Source organism: Microtetraspora sp. NBRC 13810 (assembly GCF_030268685.1).
Classification (GTDB): domain Bacteria; phylum Actinomycetota; class Actinomycetes; order Streptosporangiales; family Streptosporangiaceae; genus BSRQ01.
Genome location: NZ_BSRQ01000012.1, coordinates 61,648 through 84,269, shown reverse-complemented (window position 1 = coordinate 84,269; position 22,622 = coordinate 61,648). Strand labels below are relative to the sequence as shown.

General features: G+C 72.8%; 26 protein-coding genes. 12 read left to right on the top strand and 14 right to left on the bottom strand.

Annotated features, from left to right (window positions below; all coding sequences use genetic code 11):
- Nucleotides 1–20 precede the first annotated feature (20 nt).
- Together QSK26_RS23635 and QSK26_RS23630 are read right to left on the bottom strand one after the other, a co-directional pair.
- On the bottom strand, nt 21–680 hold the full coding sequence (locus QSK26_RS23635) for a response regulator (protein ID WP_285777422.1): 660 nt from the start codon (nt 678–680) through the stop codon (nt 21–23).
- Nucleotides 677–1,828 (bottom strand): sensor histidine kinase, encoded by a 1,152-nt coding sequence (locus tag QSK26_RS23630; protein WP_285777421.1) that lies wholly within the window; start codon nt 1,826–1,828, stop codon nt 677–679. The genes QSK26_RS23635 and QSK26_RS23630 overlap by 4 nt, the downstream gene beginning before the upstream one ends.
- A gap of 196 nt (nt 1,829–2,024) precedes the next feature.
- On the opposite strand from QSK26_RS23630, the gene QSK26_RS23625 reads away from it, so the two are divergent.
- From QSK26_RS23625 to QSK26_RS23615, 3 genes are all read left to right on the top strand, one after another.
- The gene (locus tag QSK26_RS23625; RefSeq protein ID WP_285777420.1) at nt 2,025–2,453 is read left to right on the top strand and encodes a hypothetical protein; all 429 of its coding nucleotides are present in this window, start codon (nt 2,025–2,027) and stop codon (nt 2,451–2,453) included.
- A complete protein-coding gene (locus QSK26_RS23620) occupies nt 2,450–3,991 on the top strand; it encodes a multicopper oxidase family protein (RefSeq protein ID WP_285777419.1) in 1,542 nt (513 codons plus the stop codon). Before QSK26_RS23625 ends, QSK26_RS23620 begins: the two co-directional genes overlap by 4 nt.
- Nucleotides 3,992–4,062: 71 nt before the next feature.
- Nucleotides 4,063–5,253 (top strand): acyltransferase family protein, encoded by a 1,191-nt coding sequence (locus QSK26_RS23615; RefSeq protein ID WP_285777418.1) that lies wholly within the window; start codon nt 4,063–4,065, stop codon nt 5,251–5,253.
- 28 nt (nt 5,254–5,281) lie between these two features.
- Here the strand turns inward: QSK26_RS23615 and QSK26_RS23610 are convergent, their stop codons facing one another.
- A complete protein-coding gene (locus QSK26_RS23610; RefSeq protein WP_285777417.1) occupies nt 5,282–6,121 on the bottom strand; it encodes a fumarylacetoacetate hydrolase family protein in 840 nt (279 codons plus the stop codon).
- A gap of 76 nt (nt 6,122–6,197) precedes the next feature.
- Here QSK26_RS23610 and QSK26_RS23605 point away from each other — a divergent pair, with 76 nt between their 5' ends.
- Genes QSK26_RS23605 through QSK26_RS23595 form a run of 3 tightly spaced genes read left to right on the top strand, consistent with a single transcriptional unit; the run spans nt 6,198 to nt 9,223 of the window.
- A complete protein-coding gene (locus QSK26_RS23605; RefSeq protein ID WP_285777416.1) occupies nt 6,198–6,980 on the top strand; it encodes a FadR/GntR family transcriptional regulator in 783 nt (260 codons plus the stop codon).
- 21 nt (nt 6,981–7,001) lie between these two features.
- Complete coding sequence (locus QSK26_RS23600; protein WP_285777415.1) at nt 7,002–8,228, top strand: acetate/propionate family kinase; 1,227 nt, start codon at nt 7,002–7,004, stop codon at nt 8,226–8,228.
- Nucleotides 8,225–9,223, top strand: coding sequence for a DNA topoisomerase IB (locus QSK26_RS23595; protein WP_285777414.1), 999 nt, complete (start codon nt 8,225–8,227; stop codon nt 9,221–9,223). The genes QSK26_RS23600 and QSK26_RS23595 overlap by 4 nt, the downstream gene beginning before the upstream one ends.
- Here the strand turns inward: QSK26_RS23595 and QSK26_RS23590 are convergent.
- On the bottom strand, nt 9,194–10,186 hold the full coding sequence (locus QSK26_RS23590; RefSeq protein ID WP_285777413.1) for a GlxA family transcriptional regulator: 993 nt from the start codon (nt 10,184–10,186) through the stop codon (nt 9,194–9,196). The genes QSK26_RS23595 and QSK26_RS23590 overlap by 30 nt on opposite strands.
- 99 nt (nt 10,187–10,285) lie before the next feature.
- Here QSK26_RS23590 and QSK26_RS23585 point away from each other — a divergent pair, with 99 nt between their 5' ends.
- A complete protein-coding gene (locus QSK26_RS23585) occupies nt 10,286–10,687 on the top strand; it encodes a hypothetical protein (RefSeq protein ID WP_285777412.1) in 402 nt (133 codons plus the stop codon).
- Between the two features lie 16 nt (nt 10,688–10,703).
- On the opposite strand, the gene QSK26_RS23580 is transcribed toward QSK26_RS23585, so the two are convergent.
- Entirely contained in the window at nt 10,704–11,168 is a 465-nt protein-coding gene (locus QSK26_RS23580; RefSeq protein WP_285777411.1) for a hypothetical protein, read from the bottom strand.
- Nucleotides 11,169–11,175: 7 nt separating this feature from the next.
- Between QSK26_RS23580 and QSK26_RS23575 the strand changes: the two genes are divergently transcribed.
- Complete coding sequence (locus QSK26_RS23575; RefSeq protein ID WP_285777410.1) at nt 11,176–12,096, top strand: helix-turn-helix domain-containing protein; 921 nt, start codon at nt 11,176–11,178, stop codon at nt 12,094–12,096.
- Here the strand turns inward: QSK26_RS23575 and QSK26_RS23570 are convergent.
- From QSK26_RS23570 to QSK26_RS23555, 4 genes are all read right to left on the bottom strand, one after another.
- Nucleotides 12,024–12,395: a DUF4345 family protein gene (locus QSK26_RS23570; protein ID WP_285777409.1), complete on the bottom strand. Its 372-nt coding sequence runs from the start codon at nt 12,393–12,395 to the stop codon at nt 12,024–12,026. The genes QSK26_RS23575 and QSK26_RS23570 overlap by 73 nt on opposite strands.
- Before the next feature lie 195 nt (nt 12,396–12,590).
- Nucleotides 12,591–12,821: a DUF6343 family protein gene (locus tag QSK26_RS23565; RefSeq protein ID WP_285777408.1), complete on the bottom strand. Its 231-nt coding sequence runs from the start codon at nt 12,819–12,821 to the stop codon at nt 12,591–12,593.
- 243 nt (nt 12,822–13,064) lie between these two features.
- The gene (locus QSK26_RS23560) at nt 13,065–13,277 is read right to left on the bottom strand and encodes a DUF397 domain-containing protein (RefSeq protein ID WP_285777407.1); all 213 of its coding nucleotides are present in this window, start codon (nt 13,275–13,277) and stop codon (nt 13,065–13,067) included.
- Nucleotides 13,274–13,570: a DUF5753 domain-containing protein gene (locus QSK26_RS23555; protein WP_502888736.1), complete on the bottom strand. Its 297-nt coding sequence runs from the start codon at nt 13,568–13,570 to the stop codon at nt 13,274–13,276. The genes QSK26_RS23560 and QSK26_RS23555 overlap by 4 nt, the downstream gene beginning before the upstream one ends.
- Nucleotides 13,571–13,683: 113 nt before the next feature.
- On the opposite strand from QSK26_RS23555, the gene QSK26_RS23550 reads away from it, so the two are divergent.
- The gene (locus QSK26_RS23550) at nt 13,684–15,063 is read left to right on the top strand and encodes an acyltransferase family protein (RefSeq protein WP_285777405.1); all 1,380 of its coding nucleotides are present in this window, start codon (nt 13,684–13,686) and stop codon (nt 15,061–15,063) included.
- Here QSK26_RS23550 and QSK26_RS23545 read toward each other — a convergent pair.
- From QSK26_RS23545 to QSK26_RS23535, 3 genes are all read right to left on the bottom strand, one after another.
- A complete protein-coding gene (locus QSK26_RS23545) occupies nt 15,050–15,973 on the bottom strand; it encodes a GlxA family transcriptional regulator (RefSeq protein WP_285777404.1) in 924 nt (307 codons plus the stop codon). The genes QSK26_RS23550 and QSK26_RS23545 overlap by 14 nt on opposite strands.
- Nucleotides 15,974–15,980: 7 nt before the next feature.
- Entirely contained in the window at nt 15,981–16,562 is a 582-nt protein-coding gene (locus QSK26_RS23540; protein WP_285777403.1) for a cysteine hydrolase family protein, read from the bottom strand.
- 69 nt (nt 16,563–16,631) lie between these two features.
- Complete coding sequence (locus tag QSK26_RS23535) at nt 16,632–17,555, bottom strand: AEC family transporter (protein ID WP_285777402.1); 924 nt, start codon at nt 17,553–17,555, stop codon at nt 16,632–16,634.
- 217 nt (nt 17,556–17,772) lie between these two features.
- Here QSK26_RS23535 and QSK26_RS23530 point away from each other — a divergent pair, with 217 nt between their 5' ends.
- Entirely contained in the window at nt 17,773–18,873 is a 1,101-nt protein-coding gene (locus QSK26_RS23530; protein WP_285777401.1) for a sialidase family protein, read from the top strand.
- A 4-nt stretch (nt 18,874–18,877) separates the two neighbouring features.
- Here the strand turns inward: QSK26_RS23530 and QSK26_RS23525 are convergent, their stop codons facing one another.
- On the bottom strand, nt 18,878–19,873 hold the full coding sequence (locus QSK26_RS23525) for a DUF742 domain-containing protein (protein ID WP_285777400.1): 996 nt from the start codon (nt 19,871–19,873) through the stop codon (nt 18,878–18,880).
- Between the two features lie 86 nt (nt 19,874–19,959).
- Nucleotides 19,960–20,736: a TetR/AcrR family transcriptional regulator gene (locus tag QSK26_RS23520; protein ID WP_285777399.1), complete on the bottom strand. Its 777-nt coding sequence runs from the start codon at nt 20,734–20,736 to the stop codon at nt 19,960–19,962.
- A 76-nt stretch (nt 20,737–20,812) separates the two neighbouring features.
- Here QSK26_RS23520 and QSK26_RS23515 point away from each other — a divergent pair, with 76 nt between their 5' ends.
- Together QSK26_RS23515 and QSK26_RS23510 are read left to right on the top strand one after the other, a co-directional pair.
- On the top strand, nt 20,813–21,793 hold the full coding sequence (locus tag QSK26_RS23515) for an ATP-binding cassette domain-containing protein (protein WP_285777398.1): 981 nt from the start codon (nt 20,813–20,815) through the stop codon (nt 21,791–21,793).
- A gap of 231 nt (nt 21,794–22,024) precedes the next feature.
- A complete protein-coding gene (locus QSK26_RS23510) occupies nt 22,025–22,618 on the top strand; it encodes an ABC transporter permease (RefSeq protein ID WP_352244379.1) in 594 nt (197 codons plus the stop codon).
- Nucleotides 22,619–22,622 lie beyond the last annotated feature (4 nt).

Genomic DNA, 22,622 nt, shown 5'->3' with positions numbered 1-22,622 from the left:
CCGGTGTCCTTCCTTCCTGGTCAGCGGCCCGGGACGACCAGGCCGGATTCGTAGGCGAAGACGACGAGCTGGGCCCGGTCGCGGGCGCCCAGTTTGAGCAGGGATCTGCTCACGTGCGTCTTGACCGTGGCGTGGCTGATGGAGAGGTGCCCGGCGATCTCCTCGTTGGACATGCCGGACGCCACCAGCGCGGTCACCTCGCGCTCCCGGCCGGTCAGCCGGTCCAGGGCCGGTACGGCGGGCGGCCGGGGCGGGGTGGCGACGTACTCCTCGATCAGCCGCCTGGTGACGGCGGGGGACAGCAGGGCGTCGCCCCGGGCGGCGACCCGCACGGACTGGAGCAGTTCGACCGGTTCGATGTCCTTGAGCAGGAAGCCGCTGGCCCCGGCGCGCAGGGCGGCGAAGACGTACTCGTCGAGGGCGTAGTTGGTGAGGATCACCACCTTGACCGTGTCGAGCGCGGGGTCGGCGCCGATCCGCCTGGTCGTCTGGATGCCGTCGAGGCCGGGCATCCTGACGTCGAGCAGCGCGACATCCGGGATGAGCTCCCTGGCCCGCTCGACGGCCTGGAGGCCGTCGCCGGCCTCGCCGACGACGGTGATGTCGGCCTCGGAGTCGAGGAGCGCGCGAAAGCCCGCCCTGATCAGCGGCTGGTCGTCGGCGAGCAGGACCCTGATCACGGCGTCTCCGGCAGCGGCAGCTCGGCGTGCACGCCGAAGCCGCCCTGCGGGCGTGGCCCCGCGGTGAGCGTGCCGCCCACGGCGACCGCGCGCTCGCGCATCCCGATGATGCCCATGCCGTCGGCTCCCGCCCCGGCCACGGAGCGGCCGTCGTCGTCCACGGTAAGGATGATCTTGTCTGGATGGTAGGCGGTCGTCACGGTGACCGACGCGGGGCCCGCGTGCCGGAGCACGTTGGTGAACGCCTCCTGGAGGATCCGGTAGGCCGCGCGGTCCACGTCGCCGGGCAGCGTGCGGCGCTCGCCGGTCGCGACGACGGACACCGGCAGCCCGACCGCCTCGGCCCTGGCCACCAGGCGCGGCAGCCGGGCCAGGCCGGCCGGCGGGCCGTCCCCGTCGGCCTGCCGGAGCACGCCCAGCGTGGCCCGCAGCTCGCGCATGGCCTCCTGGCCCGACTCCTTGATCGCGGCGAGCGCCTCCCTGGTCTGGGCCGGGTCCCGGTCGATCAGGTGCATGGCGACGCCGGCCTGGACGTTGATGACGGAGATGCTGTGGGTGAGGCTGTCGTGCAGTTCCTGGGCGATCCACAGCCGCTCCTCGCCGGCCCGGCGCAGGGCCGCCTCCTCCTTGGTGCGCTCGGCCTGGCACAGCCGCCGCTCGACCTCCTCCAGGTAGGCCCGCCGGTTGCGGACCACCTCGCCGGCGACCACGGACGCCACCAGCCAGCCCATGATCCACTGGAAGCCGTCGTCCGGGCCCGGATCGGTGTCGGCCAGCGCGATGATGACGTAGACGCCCGTCGTCATCGCGACCGCGACCAGGATCGCCTGGAGCCTGCGGCCCCGGGTGGTGAGCGTGTAGATGCAGATCAGCGCGGGCGCGGCGGCGAAGACCCCCGGGTAGCCGAGGCCGTAGTAGACGACGCCGCCGGACGCGGTGACCAGCGCGGCGGGCAGCGGCGCGGCCGTGCGCGCGGCCAGGGCCAGCGTCAGCACCGTGATGACGACGAGCCCGGGGGCGTCCATCGGCCGGAAGGCGATCCCGCCGCGGGGCACGCCGGCGTAGGCCCCTTCGAGCATCGCGCCCAGCGCGACCACGGCGACCAGCGCGTCGAGCCGCCACCCGTCGATCCTCCACCGGCGTGTCACACCTTCACGGTAGATCAGTGTCCCCGCCCCGCCGCCCCTCCCGCGGCGGAGCCCCGGTCTACTCCGCACGGTGTACGGCGGGGCCGTATCTCCTCCGGCGTACCCCACGAGATGTACGGCGTGACGCCTCACCGGGCTGACGACGGGAGCCCGTCCCGGGACGAGCATGGGCACCGCACATCGATCGGAGGTTTCCATGAACTCGCCCCCTACCGCGGTCCCCGGCTGGATCGTGTGGTCGCTGCGGATCGTCGCCGCCGTGAACGTGGTCGCGGTGCTCGGCCAGGCGATGACGGCCGGGATGTTCGTCACCGGCGACGTCGCCCTGCTGGAGACGCACGCGCTCAACGCCGGCGTGCTGCTCGGCCTGGCGCTGTCGATGCTCGTCCTGCTGGTGCTGCGCTGGCGGCCCGGCCGTGGCAGCGCCCGGTGGATCCTGCCCGCCGTGGGGCTGCTCGTGCTGGAGGGCGCGCAGTCGGCGTTCGGCTACCTGCGGGTGCTCCAGGTGCACTTCCCGCTGGGCGTGCTGATCTTCGGCCTGTCGGTGGGCCTCGCGGTCCAGTCCTGGCGGAGTGAGGCGGGCAGGGCCGCCGCCCCGGCCGCGCGCGCGGGGAGCCCGGCGTGAGCGGCCTGACCCGCCGCGGGTTCCTCGGCACGCTCGCCGGAGCGGGCCTCGCCGGAGCCGGGCTCGCGGGCTGCGGCGTCGCCGGGGCCGAGGTGTCGGGCAAGGCGCTGTCCAGCGCGCTGCCGCTGCCACGGGCCTTCACGGTGCCGCTGCCGATCCCGGCGACCGCGAGACCGGTTAGCCCCGGCCGGTACGAGGTGACCCAGCGGGCCGCCAAGGTGGAGATCATCCCCGGGACGACGACCGAGGTGTGGGGGTTCGAGGGGACCTTCCCCGGCCCGACGTTCGACGTGCGGCGCGGTGCGACGGCCACGGTCCGGGTGCGCAACGAACTGCGCGTGCCCACCTCGACGCACCTGCACGGCGGGGTGACGCCGCCGGAGTCCGACGGCTACCCGACCGACGTCGTGGTGGCGGCGGGCCGCGGTTTCCGGCCGCCGCCCAGCGCGCACGGCCACCACGACCCCGGCCAGTGGACGTTCAACCCCGGGAGCAAGGACTACGTCTACCCGCTCGACCAGCGGGCGGCCACGCTCTGGTACCACGACCACCGGATGGACTTCACCGCGCCGCAGGTGTGGCGGGGGCTCGCCGGGATGATGGTGGTGCGCGACGACGAGGACGACGCGCTGCCGCTGCCCAAGGGGGAGCGGGACATCCCGCTGATGATCTGCGACCGGGCGTTCGAGGAGGACGGCTCGTTCCGCTATCCGTCGCTGGATCCGAGCCTGCTGGTGCGGGCCGGGGTCGAGGGCGGGTACATGGCGGGCGTCGAAGGGGACGTGATCCTGGTCAACGGCGCGCCGTGGCCGGTGCTCGACGTGGACACCGCCCGCTACCGGCTGCGCCTGCTGAACGCCTCCAACGCCCGCAGGTACCGGCTGGAACTGACCGGCGGCGGCCGGTTCGTCCAGGTGGGCAGCGACCTCGGCCTGCTGGCGGCGCCGGTCACGCACCAGTCGATCACGATCGCGCCGGGGGAGCGGTTCGACGTGGTGGCGGACTTCTCCGATCGTCCCGTGGGCGCCGAGATCACCCTGGTCAACACGCTGGGCCAGGGCCGGGCCCGGGACGTCATGCGGTTCCGCGTCACGCGTGCCGTACGGGACGACAGCAGGGTGCCCGCGCGGCTGTCGGACGTGGAGCCCGCCGACCGGGCCGGCGCCGCGGTGACCCGGGTGTTCGACTTCCGCCGCACCGGACAGGGGCCGGACCAGGCGTGGACGATCAACGGGCGGCCCTACCGCCCCGGGGTGCCGCTCGCCGAACCGCGGCTCGGCAGCACGGAGGTGTGGCGCTTCGCGAGTGACTTCCACCACCCGGTGCACGTGCACCTGGGCCACTTCCAGGTGCTCTCCCGCGGCGACAAGGGCCCTTCCGCCACGGATGCCGGCTGGAAGGACACCGTTGACGTGCGCCCATACGAAATTGTCGATGTCCTTGTGCGCTTTACCGGATATCGGGGACGATACATGCTGCACTGCCACAATCTCGAACACGAGGACATGGCGATGATGGCGGATTTCCAGGTGGTCTGATCCTGGAAGAGGTCAAACCGCGGCCACCGCCCGACCAACATGATCATGCTCAGGTAGATAGGTTGGGTGGAATGGTTAGAGCTCTACCGGTCACGGCGCCGTCTCAGACCTCCGGCACCGCCCGCCTCGGCTGGCTGGACGCGCTCCGGGGCATCGGCGCCACGGCGGTCGTGACCGAGCACATGCCCGCCGGGCTCCTCCCCTTCGACCGGCCTTACTCCTTCAGCATCGGCACCTACGGCGTGCTGGTGTTCTTCCTGGTCAGCGGCTACATCATCCCGGCCTCGCTGGAACACCGGGGAGACGTCAGGGCCTTCTGGATCGGCAGGGTCTTCCGGCTCTACCCGCTCTACCTCGCCGTCATCGCGCTGACGCTGGCACTGTCGTGGTGGATGCCGGTGCGCGACGCCGTGCCGCGCGACCTGTCCGCGGTGGCCTCCCACCTCACCATGCTGCTGGACGCCGTGCACATGGGCGGCGTCGTCAACACGATGTGGACCCTCTCCTACGAGATGGTCTTCTACCTGGTGGTCACCGCGCTCTTCGTGGGCGGGGTGCACCGGCGCAGCGGGCTCTTCGCGATCTGCTTCGGGGTCGGCGCCGTGGTGTGCGGGCTGCTGGTCATCGGGCCGATGATCCCGCAGACCTGGCCGGTGTACGCGTCGTGCGCGCTCTTCCTGGCCGGGATGGCGTGCCTGCTGACCGGGTGGGGCAGCACGTTCGCCGCCTACGCGCTCGGCCTGATGGGGCTCGTGCTGCTGGTCGCGACGAGCTTCATCCCGTGGTTCTCCGCGGCGATCCTCGCGGTGATGTTCACCGGCACCGCGATCTACCGGTGGGAGCGGGGCACCGGGCCGCTGTGGCCGGTGCCGGTGACGGCGGTGCTGGTGGTGGTGAGCCCGTTCTTCTCCGGGCAGGCGGGCTGGTGGTGGGTGCAGCCGGGGCCGTGGATCGCCACGATCGCGCTGGCGGCGGTGACCTTCGCCGGGGCGATGGCGCTCCGGCGAAGGCGGGTGCCGCGCTTCCTGACCTGGCTCGGCCTGGTCAGCTATTCGCTCTACCTGGTGCACTATCCGATCCTGCGGGCCGCCGGCATGCTCGCCGACGACCTGGGCGAGCCGGGCCTGGTGGTGCAGCTCGCCGCGATCGCGGTCTGCGTCGGCCTGGTCCTGACGGCGAGCTGGCTCAGCTACCGCTACGTGGAGAAGCCGATGCAGTCCCTCGGCCGGCGGCTGGCCCGGCGGAGCGCCGTCCGGGCCTGAGGCACCCGGGCGTGCCAGGCGGGCGGTGTCAGGGGGCCACGAAACGGTGGCGCATCTCGCCGATGCCCTTGACGTAGGTGACCAGCTCGTCGCCCACGGAGATCCACCGCGCCGGGGTGCGGCCCATCCCCACGCCGGCGGGGGTGCCGGTGAAGATGATGTCGCCGGGGAGCAGCGGCATCACCGCGGACAGCCGCTCGATCAGCACCGGGATGCTGAAGATCAGGTCGCTGGTGCGGCCCTTCTGCACGCTCTCGCCGTTGAGCGTGCAGCCCAGCTCGATGTCGTCGCGGTCGTCGAGCTCGTCCGGCGTGACCAGGACGGGGCCGAGCGGCCCGAAGCCGGGGAACGACTTGCCCATGTTGAACTGCGCAGGCGGGGCGTTGAACTGGCTGATCCGCTCGGAGACGTCCTGCCCGACGGTCAGCCCGGCCACGTGGTCCCAGCCCTGCTCGGCGGACACCCGGTAGGCCCGGCGGCCGATCACCGCCACCAGCTCGACCTCCCAGTCGACGTTGCCCTCGGGCAGCGCGATGTCGCCGGTCGGGCCGGTGAGCGAGGAGACGAACTTGGTGAACACCACCGGGTTCTGCGGGATGTCGAAGCCGGACTCGGTGGCGTGGTCGCGGTAGTTGAGCCCGATGGCCAGGATCTGCCGGGGCGCGGGCACCGGCGCCCCCAGGTCGCCCACCGCGTACGGCTCCGCGCCGCTGACGTCGGCCTGCCCGGCCCACGCCGTGAACTCGTCCCAGCGCTCGAACACGGCCTGCGGGTCGGCGGAGAACACCCCGCCGCTCGCCCGCTCGACGTCCACGGCGCCGTCGCCGGAGAGCAGCACGAGCCGACCGGCCAGATTGGCGATACGCAAGGGAAACGCCTCCTTATTCACCATGATGAATACGGTGGATTCTTGCCGTCGCCCGGAAGGTATGTCAAGCTCGGTGATGCTCAAGGAGGGAGGCGTGGTGCGCGAGGTGTCCCCTGCCCGTCAGGAAGCCGTTCCCGCACAGGTCTCCGCACAGGTCTCCGCGCAGGAGCCGTCGCCGCGGTCGCGGCCGGAGATGGCGGCCGAGCGGATCGCCGAGCTGGCCCGGCGGGCCGAGCCGGGCGCGCGACTCGGCACGAAGGAGGAGCTCCGCGCCCACTGCGGGGTGTCCGTCGGCACGTTCAACGAAGCCCTGCGGCTGCTCCAGGCACGCGGCCTGGTGGCCGTGCGCCCCGGGCCGGGCGGCGGCCTCTTCGCGGCCGAGCAGTCGCCGATGGTCCGCCTCGGGCACGCGGTGCTCTCGCTGGACGCCGCCCACACCTCGGTGGCCGACGCCGTGCGGATCCGCGACGCGCTCGATCCGCTGCTGGTGCAGGACGCGCTGTGGCACGCCTCCCCCGCCGATGTCGCCGGCCTGCGCGAACGGCTGGCGGTGATGGCCGAGGCGGCGGGCGCCGCCGACGCCACCGCCTTCACCAGGGCCAACTGGGAGCTGCACGCCGCCATCGCCGCGATCAGCCCCAGCCACGTGCTGCGGTCGATCTACACCGGCCTGCTCGACCTCATCGAGTCGCACACGCTGGCCGTGCTCCCCGGCAAGGACCAGGACTCCATGCCCGACTACCTGCGCGGACGCCAGCTCCTGCACACCGCCATCGTCGACGCCATCGCCGACCGCGACGAGGCCAGGGCGCTGAGCCTGATCAGAGAGCACAACCTGTCCCCGGACGGCGTCACGTAGGCGGCCGGGCGGATCTCCCCGGTGGCAGAGGCGCTCGCCGGGCTCGGCGCCACCGCCACTCCCCTCACCCGAGGATTCGATGCCGCCTGCCTGGGCAGACGGCGTCTCATGCCACGTGTTGTGCTGACCGTCAACGCCGGCTCCTCCAGCCTGCGGCTGAACCTCGTCCGCGACGGCCGGGTGGTGCGGAGTTCGCACAGCGAACAGGCACCGGACCCGGATGTCGCGCGCAAGACGCTGTCCGAGTTCCTGGGTGACGGGTCATCGGGGTTTCTTGGGAACGGGTCCTCAGGGGACGGGCCGGAGGGGAAGGTGGCGGCCGTGGGGCATCGGCTCGTGCACGGCGGCGACGCCGTACGGGGGCCGACGGTGGTGGACGACGAGGTGCTGCGCGCGGTGCGGGGGTGCGCCGACCTGGCGCCGCTGCACGTGCCGCCCGCGCTGGCGCTGGTGGCGGCGGCGCGGTCGCTGCTGCCCGGCGTGCCGCACGTCCTGTGCCCGGACACCGGCTTCCACCGCGACCTGCCCGAGGTGGCCGCGACGTACGCGCTGCCCGCGGAGTGGCGCGCCCGGTACGGCCTGCGGCGCTACGGCTTCCACGGGCTGTCCTACGCGTGGAGCCTGGGCAGGGCCGCCGAACTCCTCGGGCGACCGGCGGGCGAACTGCACCTCGTGCTCACCCACCTGGGCGGCGGCGCCTCGGTGTGCGCGGTGCGGGAGGGGCGCAGCGTGGACACCTCGATGGGGTTCACCCCGTTCGACGGGGTGCCGATGAGCAAGCGCTCGGGCAGCGTCGATCCCGGGATGCTGCTCTGGCTGCTGTCCGGGCGGCTGTCCGCGGAGGAGCTGCGGGACGGGCTGGAGCACCGGTCGGGACTGCTCGGGCTGTCCGGCGGGAGGTCGGGCGACACCCGGGACCTGGTGGCGTCCGACGACCCGGCCGCGGCGCTGGCGCTGGACGTGTTCGCCTTCCGGGTGGCCAGGGAGATCGCGGCGGCGGCCACGGCCGGGCTGGACCGGCTGGACGCGCTGGTGTTCGCCGGCGAGATCGGCTGGGACCAGCCGGAGGTGCGCGAGGCGGTGTGCCGGCGGCTCGGCATGCTCGGCGTCACCCCGCCGGTCACCGGGAACCTCGACGAGGACGGCTTCGTCAGCGCCCCCGGCGCCGCCGTACCGGTGCTCGTGGTGGAGACCCGCGAGGAGCTCCAGCTCGCCCGCGAGACCCTGGCCACGCTGGCCGGCGGATGAACGGCGACCTGCGCCGCAGCGACCCGAACGAGCCCGGCATCGTACGGCGGCGCCACGGCAGGGGGTTCGGCTACTACTCCGGCGGCGAGCAGATCAAGGACGCCGAGACGCTGACCAGGATCAGGGCGCTGGCCATCCCCCCGGCGTGGACGGAGGTGTGGATCTGCGCCACCCCGGAAGGACACCTCCAGGCGGTCGGCACCGACTCCGCTGGACGGCGGCAGTACCGCTACCACGACCTGTGGCGGGAGCAGCAGGACAGGGACAAGTTCGAGCACGTGCTCGACCTGGCCACCGAGCTGCCGAAGTTCCGCGACACGGTGGCCGGGCATCTCGCCGGGCGCGGGCTGACCCGCGTCCGCGTGCTCGCCGCCGCCGCGCGCATGCTCGACATCGGCTTCTTCCGGGTGGGCGGCGCCGAGTACACCGACTCCTTCGGCCTCGCCACCCTCCGCTCCGAGCACGTCACCTGCCGGAAGGGGAAGGTGATCTGCTCCTACCCCGCCAAGGGCGGCAAGCCGCGCGAGCAGGTCGTCGCCGACGAGGCGGTCTGCAAGGTGATCCGGTCGCTGCTGGCCCGGCCCGCCCCCGAGTTGCTGCGCTACCGGGAGAATGGGGAATGGCACGACGTGACCAGCAACGACGTCAACGAGTACCTGCGGGAGGTGTTCGGCCGCGAGGTGTCCGCCAAGGACTTCCGCACCTGGCACGCCACCGTCCTCGCCGCCGTCGGGCTCGCCGTGTCGGCCAGGGCGCGCACCAGGACGGGACGCAGACGCGCGGTGACCAGGGTGATGAACGAGGTGGCGGGCTACCTGGGCAACACCCCGGCGGTCGCCCGCGCGTCGTACGTCGACCCGCGGCTCATCGTCCTCTACGAGAAGGGCCGGACGATCGACCTGTCCGGGCTCGGCAAGGGCGACCCGATCATGGCGACCCAGGGGGCGGCCGAGCGGTCGGTCATCTCACTGCTGCGCGACGCCCAGTGGCCGTGACGTGGTGCCGTGCGCGACCCGGTACCGCGAGGGCGGGATGCCGTAGCGGTCCACGAACACCTGGCGCAGGTTCTCGGCCGTGCCGAGGCCGCAGCGGGCCGCCACCGCCGCCATCGGCAGCGAGGTCGAGGCCAGGAGGTGGGCCGCCGCCTCGGCGCGGGCCTGCCGGACGAACCGGCCGGGGGTGTGGCCCAGGTGCTTCAGGAACAGCCGGGTCAGGTGGCGCTCGCTGACGCCCGCGCCGGCCGCGAGGGCGGCCGTGGTCAGGTCGCCGGCGAGGTTGCCCGTCACCTGCTCGACGACCTGCCTGACCAGCCGGTTGCCCGGTTGCGGGACGGTGGCGGTGAACATGCTCATCTGCGCCTGGTTGCCCGGCCGCTGCATGTAGGTCACCTGGCTGCGCGCCACCCGCCGCGCCACCTCGGCCCCGTTGTCCTCCTCGACGAAGGCGAGGGTCAGGTCCAGCGCGCTGGTGACACCGGCCGCCGTGGCGACGTTGCCGTCCCTGATGAAGATCGGGCCGGGATCGACCTCGACCTCCGGGTACCGGGCGGCGAGGAGGTGCGCCGACTCCCAGTGCGTGGTGGCACGCCTGCCGTCGAGCAGGCCCGCCGCGGCCAGGACGGCGGCCCCGGTGCACACCGACGCGATCCGCCGGCTCTCCCTGGCCAGCCGGCGCACGTGCGCCACGATCACCGGGTCGGCCGCCGCGTCCTCGGAACCGATGCCGCCGGACACGATGAGCGTGTCCAGCGGCCCGGTGACCTGCTCCAGCGCCTTGTGCGACTGGAGGGTGATGCCGCTGCCGCTGTGCACGGGCCGGCCGCCCGGCGTCACCAGGCGCAGCTTGTAGGGCGGCGCGGCGCCGTGCCAGTTGGCGGTCTCCAGGGTGGAGGCCACGCACGCGATGTCGAGCAGCGCCGCCGCCTCATAGCCGACGAGCGTCACACGCCGTACGATCATGCGGCGACCATATGTCGGAAAGGACAGACAGCCCAAGTTTCCGGACACGCACACTGTGCTCACCTAGGCGCGGCGCGACCGCCGCCACACAGTGGTGCCATGACTCAGATCAGCTCGGAAACCCGCCACGGATGGGGCAGATTCGCCCGGCACTACGTGGAGATGATCATCGCGATGTTCGCCGGGATGATCGTCCTCGGCATCGCCTGGGACGCCGTCGGCATCTCCTTCTCGTACGCGACGCAGCCGGAGCTCGCCTACCTGCTCATGGCGTTCGACATGTCGGTCGGCATGGCCGCCTGGATGCGCTTCCGCGGCCACCGGTGGGCGCCCACGCTGGAGATGTGCGCCGCGATGTTCCTGCCGGTCGTGCCGCTCTTCCCGCTGCTGTGGCTGGGATTCGTCGACGGCGACGCGGTCATGATCTTCTCGCACGTCGCGATGTTCCCGCTGATGCTGGCGGCCATGCTGTGGCGCAAGGACGAGTACCGCTCCTGCTGAGCCCCGGCGCACGGGGTCATGCCGTCCGGCCCGGAGTCGTCCGCGCCTCAGCCGTGCGTGCCTCGGCCGTGCGTGCCTCAGCCGTCCGTACTTGGGTCGTCCGTGCCCGGAGGAGGAAGGCGGCCGTGCCCAGCGCGACGAGCGCGCCCACGTCGGCGAGGGCGACCGGGGTCAGCTTCGGGTGCGCTCCCGGGGTCGTCCAGACCAGCGCGATGAACGACAGCTTGCCGACCGCGGCCACGATCACCACCGGCGTCCGCAGCCGCGGCATGACGGCCGCGGCCAGGAGCGCCACGCCGAGCAGGGCCAGCATGACCGCGCGGTGCCGGAGCAGCAGAGTGCCGGTGACGTCGTCGGACATCACCCCGTATACGGTGGCGAGTTGCGACGGTGTCAACGCGATGAGCCCCGGTGCCACGTTGAGCAACCCCACGGCCCCGAACAACAGCTTGCCGATCGTGCGGGCGGAAAGGCGCATCATGTCCTCCATGAAGGTTGTCGATCCGCCAAGAGTGTGGGAGACGCAGGCGACGGCGCTTCCACGAACCCGTCGCGACGGGCCCGGGGCGGCGGTGTGGGTGTGGTCCGGCGGAGCGCTGTACGCGGGCCCTTCGCTGCGGCTCGGCCCGCACTCCGGAGCGGTGGCGTGCCTGGTCGTCGGGGTGGACGGGCCGTTCGCCGTCGATCGCGCGGCCACCGGACGGCTGGCGGCGCGGACGGCCCTGGTCGCGCCGAGGGTGCGGCACCACGTCACGGCGGGCGGGGGCCGCATGGTCTTCCTCTACCTCGATCCCGGCTCGGCGGCCGACCGGGCCTGCCGTACGAGGTTCACCGCCGGGGACCGCGGTGTCCTGGTCGGGCACCGGGCCGAGGCGGCCGTCGTCGCCGGGGCCGCCGGACTGTCCGCCGGGAGTACGTCCGCGGAGGTCGTCGGGTGGATCGCCGAGGCGGCCGGCGGCGGTACGGCGTCGTGCGCGGACCCGCGGATCGGCACGGCTGTCAGACGTCTGCTCGACGCCGACGAGCCGGTGCCGGCCGGGGTGCTGGCCGGGCAGGTGGGGTTGTCGGAGTCGCGCTTCCTCCGGCTGTTCAGGGAGGGCACCGGCACGTCGTACCGGAGGTTCCGGCTGTGGGCGCAGATGCAGCGGGCCGCCCGCGCGCTGGCCGCGGGGGGCAACCTGACCCGGGCCGCGCAGGACGGGTACTTCGCCAGCCCGTCCCATCTCAGCAGCGCGTTCCACGCCCTGTTCGGCCTGCCGCCGAGCGACCTGCTCGCCCACGACGTGACCATCCGGCCACTGGACTCCAGGACGCCCGCGGAGGACTCCGGCCGTTCTCACCAGCCGGCGACGGCCAGCAGCGCGCCGCCACCGGCGATCTCCACCCAGAAGTACAGCCAGGAGGGGTAGAACGCCGGCGGACGCTCCACCGCCCGCGCCACCAGCCGTCCGAACGCCATGCCCAGCAGGGCGACGGCGACCGCGATGACGGCGCCCCTGCGGATCCCGCCGGCGTCGATCATCGCCGCCACGAGCAACCCGGCGACGGCCACGCCGAAGCCCCCGTACACGGCGCGGATCTCGGTCCGCGCCAGGCCCGAGTCCGCCACGATCCGGAACGGCCTGATCAGCGCGGCGGGCGCGACCAGCCCGTAGACGCCCATCGCGAGAAAGAAGACCGCCACGACGGCGATCACGGCAGTGGCCATCCCCTGTGCTCCCTGCGTGTCATGAAACCGGCTCGGAGAGCACAGAATGCCGCCGCGCGTTCCGCGCCGCTTTCATGAACCCGCCGCGCCGATCGCCTTTCGGGCGGCGTGACCGGGTCAGCTACGCCGGCCGTCGTCCGGGCGGTGTGGCCGGGTCAGCTACGTCACGGCCGTCGTCCGGGCGGTGTGGCCGGGTCAGCGCAGCCTGCGGCCCAGTACCACCAGGTCGGCGGCGGCGACGGCGACGACCACGAGGGCGATCGCCGTCTCGGCCCACCAGACCGCCTCCCCCGTGCCCACCGCCCGCATCCCGAAGAAGACCGCCGCGGCCAGCGCCAGTGGCAACGCGATCCCGGACAGCACGGCCCGGGTGCGCAGCGCGCTGCGGGCGTTACGCGGCTCGGTGCCCCGCCGATCACCCCACATGCCGGCTCACCACCCCTCACCTCCATGCCCCTGCCCGCACCCCCGGCGGAAAACCTGACACAGGACGGCAGGAACGGCCCGTAGGGTCGCCTGCGACATCCCGGTGGAAGGAGAGTGCCGATGCGGTACGTCGCCCTGTTGCGCGGTATCAACGTCAACCCCGGTACCAGGGTCGAAAGTCCAACAAAGCATCAGCGCCCGATCGCACTGGGCAATCGGGCGCATGGTCTGCTCATCCATGGATCACGTCCAGTCGAATTGGCCTGCCTTGATCCCGGCGACGAAGGTCTGCCACTCGCCGGACGTGAAGATCAGCGCTGTCCCGTGCGGGTCCTTGCTGTCCCGCATGCCGATGCGTCCGGAAGACAACTCGGCGATCTCTACACAGTTCCCGCCGTTGTTGCTGCGTGCGCTCTTGCGCCACACCGCGTCGGATAGCTCATCGATGTTGGTCATCGCAAGTCCCTGGCTTCCGCTGAGAGGAGACGGCGGCTCTGGACCGGGTCCAACGCTGCCGCTCTGAGGTGGTTGAAGACCACGTTATGCCGATCCACGTGCGATTGTTCCTCTAGGTAGAGGCTTCCCACCTGGTTCTCCAGGTAGATCACGTCGGGGTCAGGTGACTCGAACCCCAGGACGACGAAGCCACCATCCATCGCTACGTGGCCACCTGCGGTGAAGGGGAGCACCTGCAGAGTGATGTTCGGCCGTTTGGACATCGTGATCAGTTGCTCTAGCTGGGCTTTCATCGTGGCCTTGTCGCCTACAGATCGGCGTAGCGCTGCTTCAAACCCCGCACAGAACGCTGTCATCGGGGTAGAAGTCTGGTCGTCGCCCTGGTCAGGAAGGTGCCCCGGAGGACATGCACGGTATCGGCGCCCCGCTCCGCGGGCTCCACCTGCTGGTGGATCGGACGCCGCCCGCGAGGGAGCGGTTCATCGACCTGCTGCGGGCGGTGGCCATCGTCTCGGTCGTGCTCGGCCACTGGCTGGCCACCGTGATCGGCCACGACGCGCAGGGCCGGCTGACCGGCCGCTCGGCGCTGCCGGACCTGCCGTGGGCGCATCCGCTCACCTGGGTGGTGCAGGTGCTGCCGCTGTTCTTCCTCGTCGGCGGATACGCGAACGCGGTGTCCCTGGAGTCGCGCCGCCGCCGGGGCGGGGACACGACCGGCTGGCTGCTCGACCGGGGCGGCCGGCTCGTCCCGCCGACCACCGCCCTGGTGCTGGTGATGGCCGGCGCCGCGCTCGCCGCCCGGCTGTTCCCCGTCGATCCCGGCTGGGTGCGGACGGTGGTGTGGTTCGCCTCGATCCCGCTGTGGTTCCTGTCGGTCTACCTGATCGTGGTCGTCCTCACCCCGCCGATGCACGCCCTGCACCGCAGGTACGGCCTGGCCGTCCCGGTGGTGCTGACCGGCCTGGTCGCCGCCGGGGACGTGGCCCGGCTGAACGGCGCGGAGTCTCTCGGGAACGGCAGCTTCGTGTTCGGCTGGCTGGCCGTTCACCAGATGGGGTTCGCCTGGCGGGACGGCCTGCTGCCGGCCCGGCCCCGGGTCGCGCTGCCGCTGCTGCTCGGCGGGCTCGGCGCATTGCTGCTGCTCACCCTCGCCGGCCCCTACCCGATCAGCATGATCAACGTGCCGGGGGAGCGGCTGCACAACATGTCGCCGCCGAGCCTCGCCCTGCTCGCGGTGGCCACCGTCCAGATCGGCCTGGCACTGCTGGTGAAGGACCGGGCCGAGCGGTGGCTGCGCCGCAGGGGGCCGTGGACGGTGGTGGTCGCGGTCAACGCCGTCGTGCTGACGATCTTCCTGTGGCACGTCACCGCCGCGATCCTGCTCACCGGCCTGCTCGACCTGCTGGGCGTGCTGCCGGTGCAGCGGGTGGGCTCGGCGTCCTGGCTGGCCTGGCGGATCCCGTGGCTGGTCATGCTGGTGCCGGCGCTGGCGGTGCTGGTCGCGATCTTCGGGCCGGTCGAGATACGGGCGGCCCGCCGCCGCCCGGTTCCCGCCGTGCCGCGTTCCGGGGCGCTCGGCTGGGCGCGCCCGGCGGCGACCGTGGCGGGGCTGGCCGCGGTCGCGCTCGGGCTGCTGCTGAACAGCCTGTTCCCCAACACCGAACCCGCGCTCTTCGGGCTGCCCGCCGTCGCGCTGGCGGCCTTTCTGGGCGGGGCGGCGACCCTCCGGCTGCTACGGTCGCCGCCGCGCGCCGAACCCGGCGGCGGGCGGGTCACGGACGGGTGATCTCCCTGCCCCGGCCCCGCAGCCTGCGGAGCATGCGGGCGTCGGTGAAGCCGACGGCCCGGGCCGCGGACTCCACGGTCGCGCCCCTGCCGATCAGGTGCTCGGCCCGCTCCACGCGCAGCGTCTGCTGGTAGCGCAGCGGGGTCATGCCGGTCGCCTCGCCGAACAGCCTGGTCAGGGTACGCGGGCTGACCCCGGACTCGGCGGCCAGGCCGTCCAGCGGCAACGGCTCGGCGAACCGCGAGTCGATGAGGTCCTGCACCCGGTGCACAACGTCGCTGAGGTGCGCCCGGTGCCGCAGCATGGCGCTCGCCTGCCGTTCGTCGCCGTTGCGCCGGGTGTAGACGACCATCGCGCGGGCGACCCTGGCGGCGGCGCCCGGCCCGTGCCGCACGGCGACGAGGTGCAGCGCGAGGTCGATACCGCTCGCGATGCCCGCCGAGGTGACCACCCGGTCGTCCACGACGAAGAGCACGTCACGCACCACGGTCGCCCGCGGGTACCGGACGGCCAGCTCGTCCTGGAGGTCGTGGTGGGTGGTGCAGCGCCTGCCGTCCAGCAGCCCGGCCCGGCCGAGCGCCTCGGCGCCCGCGCAGACGCTGGCCACCGTGCCGCCCGCCGCGTGGTGGGCGGCCAGCCGGGCCGCGCCGGCGGCGCCGACCCGCGAGCTCTCCCGCAACGTGGGCGCCCGCCAGCCCGGCACCACCACGAGGTCGGCGGGGCGCAGCTCGGGCCAGCTCAGCCCGGCGCGCACCGGGAGCCCCTGCGCGGTCGGCACTTCCTCCTGCTCCCCCACGTAGCACAGCTCGTAGTCGTAGCCGAGCTGGGCGGCCATGGAGAACACCTGGGCGGGACCGGCGAGGTCGAGCAGGTGCAGCCCGGGAAGCAGCAGGAAGGCGACTCTGAGCACGATCCGGTCAGCCTACCAAGTCGTCCACGGAGGCGATGGCGGCGAACCGGCCGGCGAGCGCGTACTCCGTCCTGGCGACGATCTCCCGGACGCCCAGCGTGCGCGGGTCGGCGACGATCTCCTCGACGGTGCGGCCCTGCGGCGCGTCGCGGTGCGGGATCGGGAAGGTCGCGGTGGCGTCGACGACGAACGTGACGTCGAACCCGAGGTCGGCGGCCAGCCGGGTGGTCGTCTCGCAGCACTGCTCGGTCTGGATGCCGCAGACGACCAGGTCGCGGATGCCCTCGGCGGTGAGGAGCTGCTGGAGGTTGGTGGTGGTGAAGGCGTTGCGGGACGTCTTGGTGATCACCGGCTCGCCCTCCCGGGGATCCAGCCCGTCCATCATCCGGACGAAGCCTGCGGGTGGGTCGAACACCGTGCCGCTGCCCGGCTCGGCGTGCAGGACCCAGACGACGAGGTCCCCCGCCGCCCTCGCCCGGTCCACCAGGCGGTTCACCTGGGCGACGATGCCGGGGTTGGACACCGCCCGCCAGGTGTCCCGCCGCCGGAAGGACTCCTGGACGTCGATGACGATCAATGCGCGTCTCATGCCTCCAGCCTGGCCTGGGGAGGGAGCCTGCGATAAGACACCATCGGGGCTCCCTGCGGAACGATCCGGTCAGGCGAGCAGGCCGCTCACTGTCAGCATGACCGGGATGGAGATCAGCGTGCTGAGGAAGACCGCGCCGCGGGCGAGCCGCTTCCCGGTGTCGTAGTGGACGGCGTAGACGTAGACGTTCTGGGCCGTGGGCAGGGCCGCGAAGAGCGTGGCGGCCAGCAGGGCGGGACCGTCGAGGCCGAGGGCGTACCGGCCGATGAGGTACGACACGGCGGGGTGCGCGAAGCACTTGAGGGCGACGACGAGCGCGACGTCCGCGCTCCGGCCCTCTCCCCCGAGGCGGGCGGCGCCGCGGCCGCTCAGGCTCAGGCCGTAGGAGATGAGCGCGACCGGTACGGCGGCGGCGCCGACGAGTTCGATCGGCCGGGTGACCGCGGCGGGGATCGTCAGGCCGCTGAGGGCGACCGCCAGGCCGAGCAGGGAGGCGACCGAGAGCGGGTTGGTCAGCGGGCGGCGCAGCGCGGACCGGAGCGACGCCCCGGCCGCGCCGCGCCGGTCCAGCCGGTGGAACGCGACCGGGGCCATGACGAGGAGCTGGAAGAGCAGGATCGGCGCGATGAGCGCGCCGTCGCCGAGCACGTAGACGCCGAGCGGGACGCCGAGGTTGCCGGCGTTGACGTAGGAGGCGGCGAGCACGCCGATGGTCGTCTCGGCCCCGTCCCTGCGCCGGAACACCGCCACCACGACGACGACCGCCTGGACCACGGCCAGGCCCGCCACGTGGGCGACCAGCACCGGGGAGAAGATCGAGCCGAGGTCGGCGGTGGCCACGGTGGTGAACAGCAGCGCGGGCGTGGCGACGTAGAACGCGAGCCTGGACAGCACCAGCTCGTCCTGGGCCCGGAGCACCCCGGTGCGGCCCACCAGGTACCCGAGCAGCGCGACCGACACCAAGGCGGCGAACGCCGCGACGACCCCCGACATCGATCCCTCATCACTATGGACAACTAATCGCGATAATCCCCCATTTATCATTTTTTGTCGTGATGCATAGGGTTTAGCCGGTTCACCGGCGCCGGGCTGAACGGGCCCGGTCGGCGGGCTGAACACGCGCGGGCGGATCGGCGAACGCACGTGGCCGGGCGGGCGGCGGTGGGTAGCGTGCCCGGGACCGGAGTCCCGCCCCCCGATCGGAGCCCCGATGCCCGCCCCCTACGTCACCTCAGTGCCCTTCCGCTCGGGCGCCGAGGGCTACCACACCTTCCGGATCCCCGCCGCCGTCGCCACCGTCTCCGGCACGCTGCTCGCCTTCGCGGAGGGAAGGCGCGGCTCGGCCGCCGACACGGGACACATCGACCTGGTGCTCAAGCGCTCCACCGACGGCGGGCGCACCTGGGGCGCCCTCCAGGTGGTCGCCGAGCACGGCCGCGACGGCACCGCGGGCAACCCCGCCCCCGTGGTGACGGGCGCCGGGCGGATCGTCCTCGTCTCGGTGCAGAACGCCGCGACCGCCACCGAGGCCAGGATCAGGCGCGGCGAGGTCGCCGCCGCCGACGGCCGCCGCGTCTACGTGCAGCGCAGCGACGACGACGGCGCCACCTGGACCGCGCCCCGGGAGATCACCGCGACCGCGAAGCGGCCCGAGTGGCGCTGGTACGCCACCACCCCGGGGCACGCGGTCGAGTTGCGCCACGGGCCGCACGCGGGCCGCCTCCTCGTGCCCGCCAACCACTCGCTGCCGCCGGGACGCGGCGACGACGGCACCGAGGGCAAGTACAACGGCGGGCACGGCCTGCTGAGCGACGACGGCGGCGAGACCTGGCGGATCGGCTACGTGGACGACAATCCCGACGCCTACGTGAACGTCAACGAGACCACCGCCACCGAACTGCCCGACGGCCGCGTCTACCTGAACACCCGCAACGACTCCGCCGCCCCCGGCACCCGGGCGGACGCCTACTCCGGCAACGGCGGGCAGAGCCTGGAGCTGCCGTTCCGCCCGCAGAGCGGCCTGGTGGGACCGGTGGTCGAGGGCAGCGTGCTGCAGTGGCCCGACCCGGACGTGCTGCTCTTCTCCGGCCCGGCCGCGCCGGACGCCCGCGCCCTGATGACGATCAGGGCGAGCCGGGACGGCGGCGTCACCTGGCGCCCGGTGCACACCGTCTCCGGGCTGCCCGCCGCCTACTCCGACCTGGTCCCGGTGGACGCCGGCACGGTGGGCCTGCTGTACGAGACGGGCGACTTCGGCCCCTACGAGACGATCGCCTTCCGCCGGATCCCGGTGGCCGAGCTGGCCGGCTGACCGGTCACAGTTTGCGCAGGCCGTTGAGGACCTTCTCCAGCAGGGCGTGGTCCAGGCTGTCCTCGTCCGGGTCCGGTTCGTGGACGTGGACGAGGGCCTCGGCGGCCATGTCGGCGATGAGGATGCGGGCCACCGCCAGCGGCATGCCAAGCAAAGCCGATATTTCGGCCACCGACCGAACTTGCTGACATAAGCGCTGAATATCGTGATATTCAGGCATCATCAGCGACATATCCCTGTCGGTCAGCGCGACGGCGGACACCAGCGCCTCCACCGCCAGGTCCGTACGCGGGCTGGAACGGCCTTTCGTCACCATGTAGGGCCGCACCAGCGGAGCCGAATAGGGCGGGTCGTCCGGCAGCCACCCGGCGTCCGGCTCCTCGCTCTCCCATGCCGCCTGGTCGGGGATCCCGCCGCGCAGGCCCGCCGGCGCGGCCCCGGCCGCGCCGGGCTCCAAATCCTTCAGCGCCCGGCGCATCTCGGCCAGCTCGCGGTCCGCGTCCGACCGGGTGCGGTGCAGCAGCTCGCGCAGCCTGTCGGTCTCCTGGGACAGGGACTCGCAGCGCGCCGCGAGCTGGTCGATGATCGTCGCCGACCGGCCGAGCACGAACAGCAGCCCGGACACGAGGTCCTGTTCCCTGGGCGTCCCGCCCCACTCGGCCGGCTCCCTGCCCGGCGCGACCGGCTCCCCCGGGGGCACGCTCTTGCGCTGCTGCCTGCGCTCGTTCCTGGTCTGCTCGGCGGCGGCGTGCAGGGTCCGCCAGTCCTCGCCGGGCGCCACTCCGAGAGCGGTCAGCAGCACCTGGAACCTGTCCCACGAGGGCACCACGGTCCAGGTCCTGAACCATCCGGCGACCGTGCTCGGCGCCAGCGCGTGACCGTGTCCCGACGCCAACCGGTCAATGGCGTGCGGAGTGGGATTGCCCCTGTCCTCCAGCACTTCCCGCACCCGCTCCCACAGTGCGGCGATCGGGTCGGGCGCGTTCTCTAAGCCGGTCATGAAAACCCATTGTGTGCAGTGGCCCATATGGAGGGAAGGGAATGAGAAAAATCAGCATCGGACACCATAAAGGATAATGGGTCCCCTCATCCGTCCCGCCCGGAACGGCCGCGCACGAAAACCTCGATGCCGTCGAGAAGGCGCTGGAGACCGAACTCGAAGGACCGCTCGGGCGCGTAGGCGGCGCCGTACTCCCGGCCGGCCGCCGAGCCGACCCGGGCGGCGACCGGGTGCCGGCCCTCGTCGAGGACCTTGCCGAGCACCGGCGCCCACGCCTCCCACCACTGCTCGTCGGTGAGCCCGGTGCGCTGCTCGACCTGGGCGGCCTCCACCGCGGCGCGCACCGCGCCGTGCACGTAGTTGGTGACGAGGCCGAGCACGAGGTCCATCTCGACGTCGGCCAGGCCGATGCCGTCCACCGCGGACAGCTCGTGGTCGTACTTCGCGATCATGTGGGGGCCGAGCACGGGCCTGCCGACGGCGGCCACCTGGAGCAGCCACGGGTGGCGTAGATAGAGCGCCCAGTTGTCCCTGGCGACCGCCTCCAGGCCGTCTCGCCAGCCGGACGCCGGGTCGCGGGTCCGGTCGGTCTCGGCGTACACGGTGTCCACCATGACGTCGAGCAGCTCGGCCTTGCCCGGCACGTAGGAGTAGAGCGACATGGCGGTGACGCCGAGCCGGTCGGCCACCCGGCGCATGGACAGCGCGGCCAGCCCCTCGGCGTCGGCCAGCTCGATCGCGGCCCGCGCGATCTGCGGCACCGAGAAGCGCGGCTTCGGCCCCCGCCTGGGCCCGTCGCGCAGGCCCCACAGGAGCTCCACGCTGCGCCTGGGGTCTCCGCTCCCGGTGTACTCCGTCGTCACGCCTCCATTGTGCACACCAAACTCTCTACAGTGTAAGCTAAAGTAATTCCATACGGTGTAGAGAGTTAGGAGGGCCATGACTGTGCGTCCGACCGGCCCCGCGGTCATCGCGGAGGAGCTGCGCAAACGCTATGGAGACCGGGCCGCGCTCGACGGCCTCGACCTGACCGTGCCCGCGGGCACCGTGCACGGGCTGCTCGGCCCCAACGGCGCGGGCAAGACCACCTGCGTGCGGATCCTGTCCACCCTGCTGCGCCCCGACGGCGGCCGCGCCGAGGTCGCCGGCTTCGACGTCGTACGGCAGGCCGCCGAGGTCCGCTTCCGGATCGGCCTGGTGGGGCAGAACGCCGCGCTGGACGAGCTGCTGAGCGGCCGGCAGAACCTCGCGATGTTCGGCCGGCTGTACCACCTGGGCGGCCGGGAGGCCGACCGCCGGGCGGCGGAGCTGCTCGACCGGTTCGACCTGGCGGACACCGGCCGCAAGCCGGTCGCGGACTACTCCGGCGGCATGCGCAGGCGGCTCGACCTGGCGGCGGGCATGATCCTCTCGCCGCCGGTGCTCTTCCTGGACGAGCCGACCACGGGCCTCGACCCGCGGGCCCGCAACGAGGTCTGGACCGCCGTGCGCGGACTGGTGGCGGGCGGCACCACGGTGCTCCTCACCACCCAGTACCTGGAGGAGGCCGACCAGCTCGCGGACCGGATCTCGGTGATCGACGCCGGGCGGGTCGTCGCCGAGGACACCCCGGACCGGCTCAAGTCGCTGGCCGGCGGCGACCGGCTCGACGTCGTGCTGCGCGACGCCGCCGACCTGCCCCGCGCGGCGGCCCTGGTCGGCGAGGTCACCGGCGCGGCCACCGAGACCGACCAGGACCGGCGCGCGGTCGGCGCCCCGGTACGGGACCGGATGACCGCCCTGACCGCCGTGGTCCGCGCGCTGGACGAGCACGGCATCGTCGCCGAGGACGTCGCGCTGCGCCGCCCCACCCTCGACGAGGCGTTCCTGCACCTGACCCGCCCGTCCGCCCTGGCGGCGGGCACCGGAGGAGAGGCATGACGGCGACCATTCACGCGCGGCGCGGCGGACCGGCCGAGCGGCTGCGCCACGCGGTGCTGGACAGCTGGGTCATCACCCGCCGCGACCTGACGCACTGGGCCAACCAGCCCGCGCAGATCCTGATCGGACTGCTCTTCCCGGTGATGATCGCGCTGATGTTCGGCTACCTGTTCGGCGGCGGGATGTCGGTGCCCGGGGGCGGCGGCTATCGGGAGTTTCCTCGTCCCCGGCATGTTCGCCATGACCATGGTCTTCGGCCTGGAGACCACGTACGCGGCGGTGGCCGGGGACGCGTCCAAGGGGGTGACCGACCGGTTCCGGGCCATGCCGATGGCGTCCTCGGCGGTGGTGACCGGGCGGTGCGCCGCCGACCTGCTGAACTCCGCGCTCGGGCTGCTCGTCATGGCGCTGTGCGGGCTGGCGATGGGCTGGACCTGGGACAGGGGACTGGGCTCCGCGCTGCTCGCCTTCGGGCTGCTCCTGCTGCTGCGCTTCGCCCTGCTGTGGGTCGGCATCTACCTCGGCCTGGCGATCGGCAAGCCGGACATGCTGGTGGCGCTGCAGATCCTGGTGTGGCCGCTCGGCTTCCTGTCCAACGCCTTCGTCTCGCCGGAGACCATGCCCGCCTGGCTCGCCGTGGTCTCGGAGTGGAACCCGCTGTCGGCCACGGTGTCGGCGGCCAGGGAGCTCTTCGGCAACCCCGGGTGGGGCGGCGACTCCTTCGCGGCCCGGCACGCGCCGCTGCTGGCGGTCGCCTGGCCGGTGCTGCTGGTCGCGGTCTTCTTCCCGCTGTCCGTACGCCGCCACCGCGACCTGGGCCGCTGAGCCG

Coding starts and splice junctions, on each gene's coding strand:
- QSK26_RS23625 (WP_285777420.1), top strand. CDS start 2,025: ATGAACTCGCCCCCTACCGCGGTCCCCGGCTGGATCGTGTGGTCGCTG.
- QSK26_RS23615 (WP_285777418.1), top strand. CDS start 4,063: ATGGTTAGAGCTCTACCGGTCACGGCGCCGTCTCAGACCTCCGGCACC.
- QSK26_RS23605 (WP_285777416.1), top strand. CDS start 6,198: ATGCTCAAGGAGGGAGGCGTGGTGCGCGAGGTGTCCCCTGCCCGTCAG.
- QSK26_RS23595 (WP_285777414.1), top strand. CDS start 8,225: ATGAACGGCGACCTGCGCCGCAGCGACCCGAACGAGCCCGGCATCGTA.
- QSK26_RS23590 (WP_285777413.1), bottom strand. CDS start 10,186: ATGATCGTACGGCGTGTGACGCTCGTCGGCTATGAGGCGGCGGCGCTG.
- QSK26_RS23585 (WP_285777412.1), top strand. CDS start 10,286: ATGACTCAGATCAGCTCGGAAACCCGCCACGGATGGGGCAGATTCGCC.
- QSK26_RS23580 (WP_285777411.1), bottom strand. CDS start 11,168: ATGATGCGCCTTTCCGCCCGCACGATCGGCAAGCTGTTGTTCGGGGCC.
- QSK26_RS23575 (WP_285777410.1), top strand. CDS start 11,176: ATGAAGGTTGTCGATCCGCCAAGAGTGTGGGAGACGCAGGCGACGGCG.
- QSK26_RS23570 (WP_285777409.1), bottom strand. CDS start 12,395: ATGGCCACTGCCGTGATCGCCGTCGTGGCGGTCTTCTTTCTCGCGATG.
- QSK26_RS23565 (WP_285777408.1), bottom strand. CDS start 12,821: ATGTGGGGTGATCGGCGGGGCACCGAGCCGCGTAACGCCCGCAGCGCG.
- QSK26_RS23560 (WP_285777407.1), bottom strand. CDS start 13,277: ATGACCAACATCGATGAGCTATCCGACGCGGTGTGGCGCAAGAGCGCA.
- QSK26_RS23555 (WP_502888736.1), bottom strand. CDS start 13,570: ATGAAAGCCCAGCTAGAGCAACTGATCACGATGTCCAAACGGCCGAAC.
- QSK26_RS23550 (WP_285777405.1), top strand. CDS start 13,684: ATGCACGGTATCGGCGCCCCGCTCCGCGGGCTCCACCTGCTGGTGGAT.
- QSK26_RS23540 (WP_285777403.1), bottom strand. CDS start 16,562: ATGAGACGCGCATTGATCGTCATCGACGTCCAGGAGTCCTTCCGGCGG.
- QSK26_RS23535 (WP_285777402.1), bottom strand. CDS start 17,555: ATGTCGGGGGTCGTCGCGGCGTTCGCCGCCTTGGTGTCGGTCGCGCTG.
- QSK26_RS23530 (WP_285777401.1), top strand. CDS start 17,773: ATGCCCGCCCCCTACGTCACCTCAGTGCCCTTCCGCTCGGGCGCCGAG.
- QSK26_RS23525 (WP_285777400.1), bottom strand. CDS start 19,873: ATGACCGGCTTAGAGAACGCGCCCGACCCGATCGCCGCACTGTGGGAG.
- QSK26_RS23515 (WP_285777398.1), top strand. CDS start 20,813: ATGACTGTGCGTCCGACCGGCCCCGCGGTCATCGCGGAGGAGCTGCGC.
- QSK26_RS23510 (WP_352244379.1), top strand. CDS start 22,025: ATGTTCGCCATGACCATGGTCTTCGGCCTGGAGACCACGTACGCGGCG.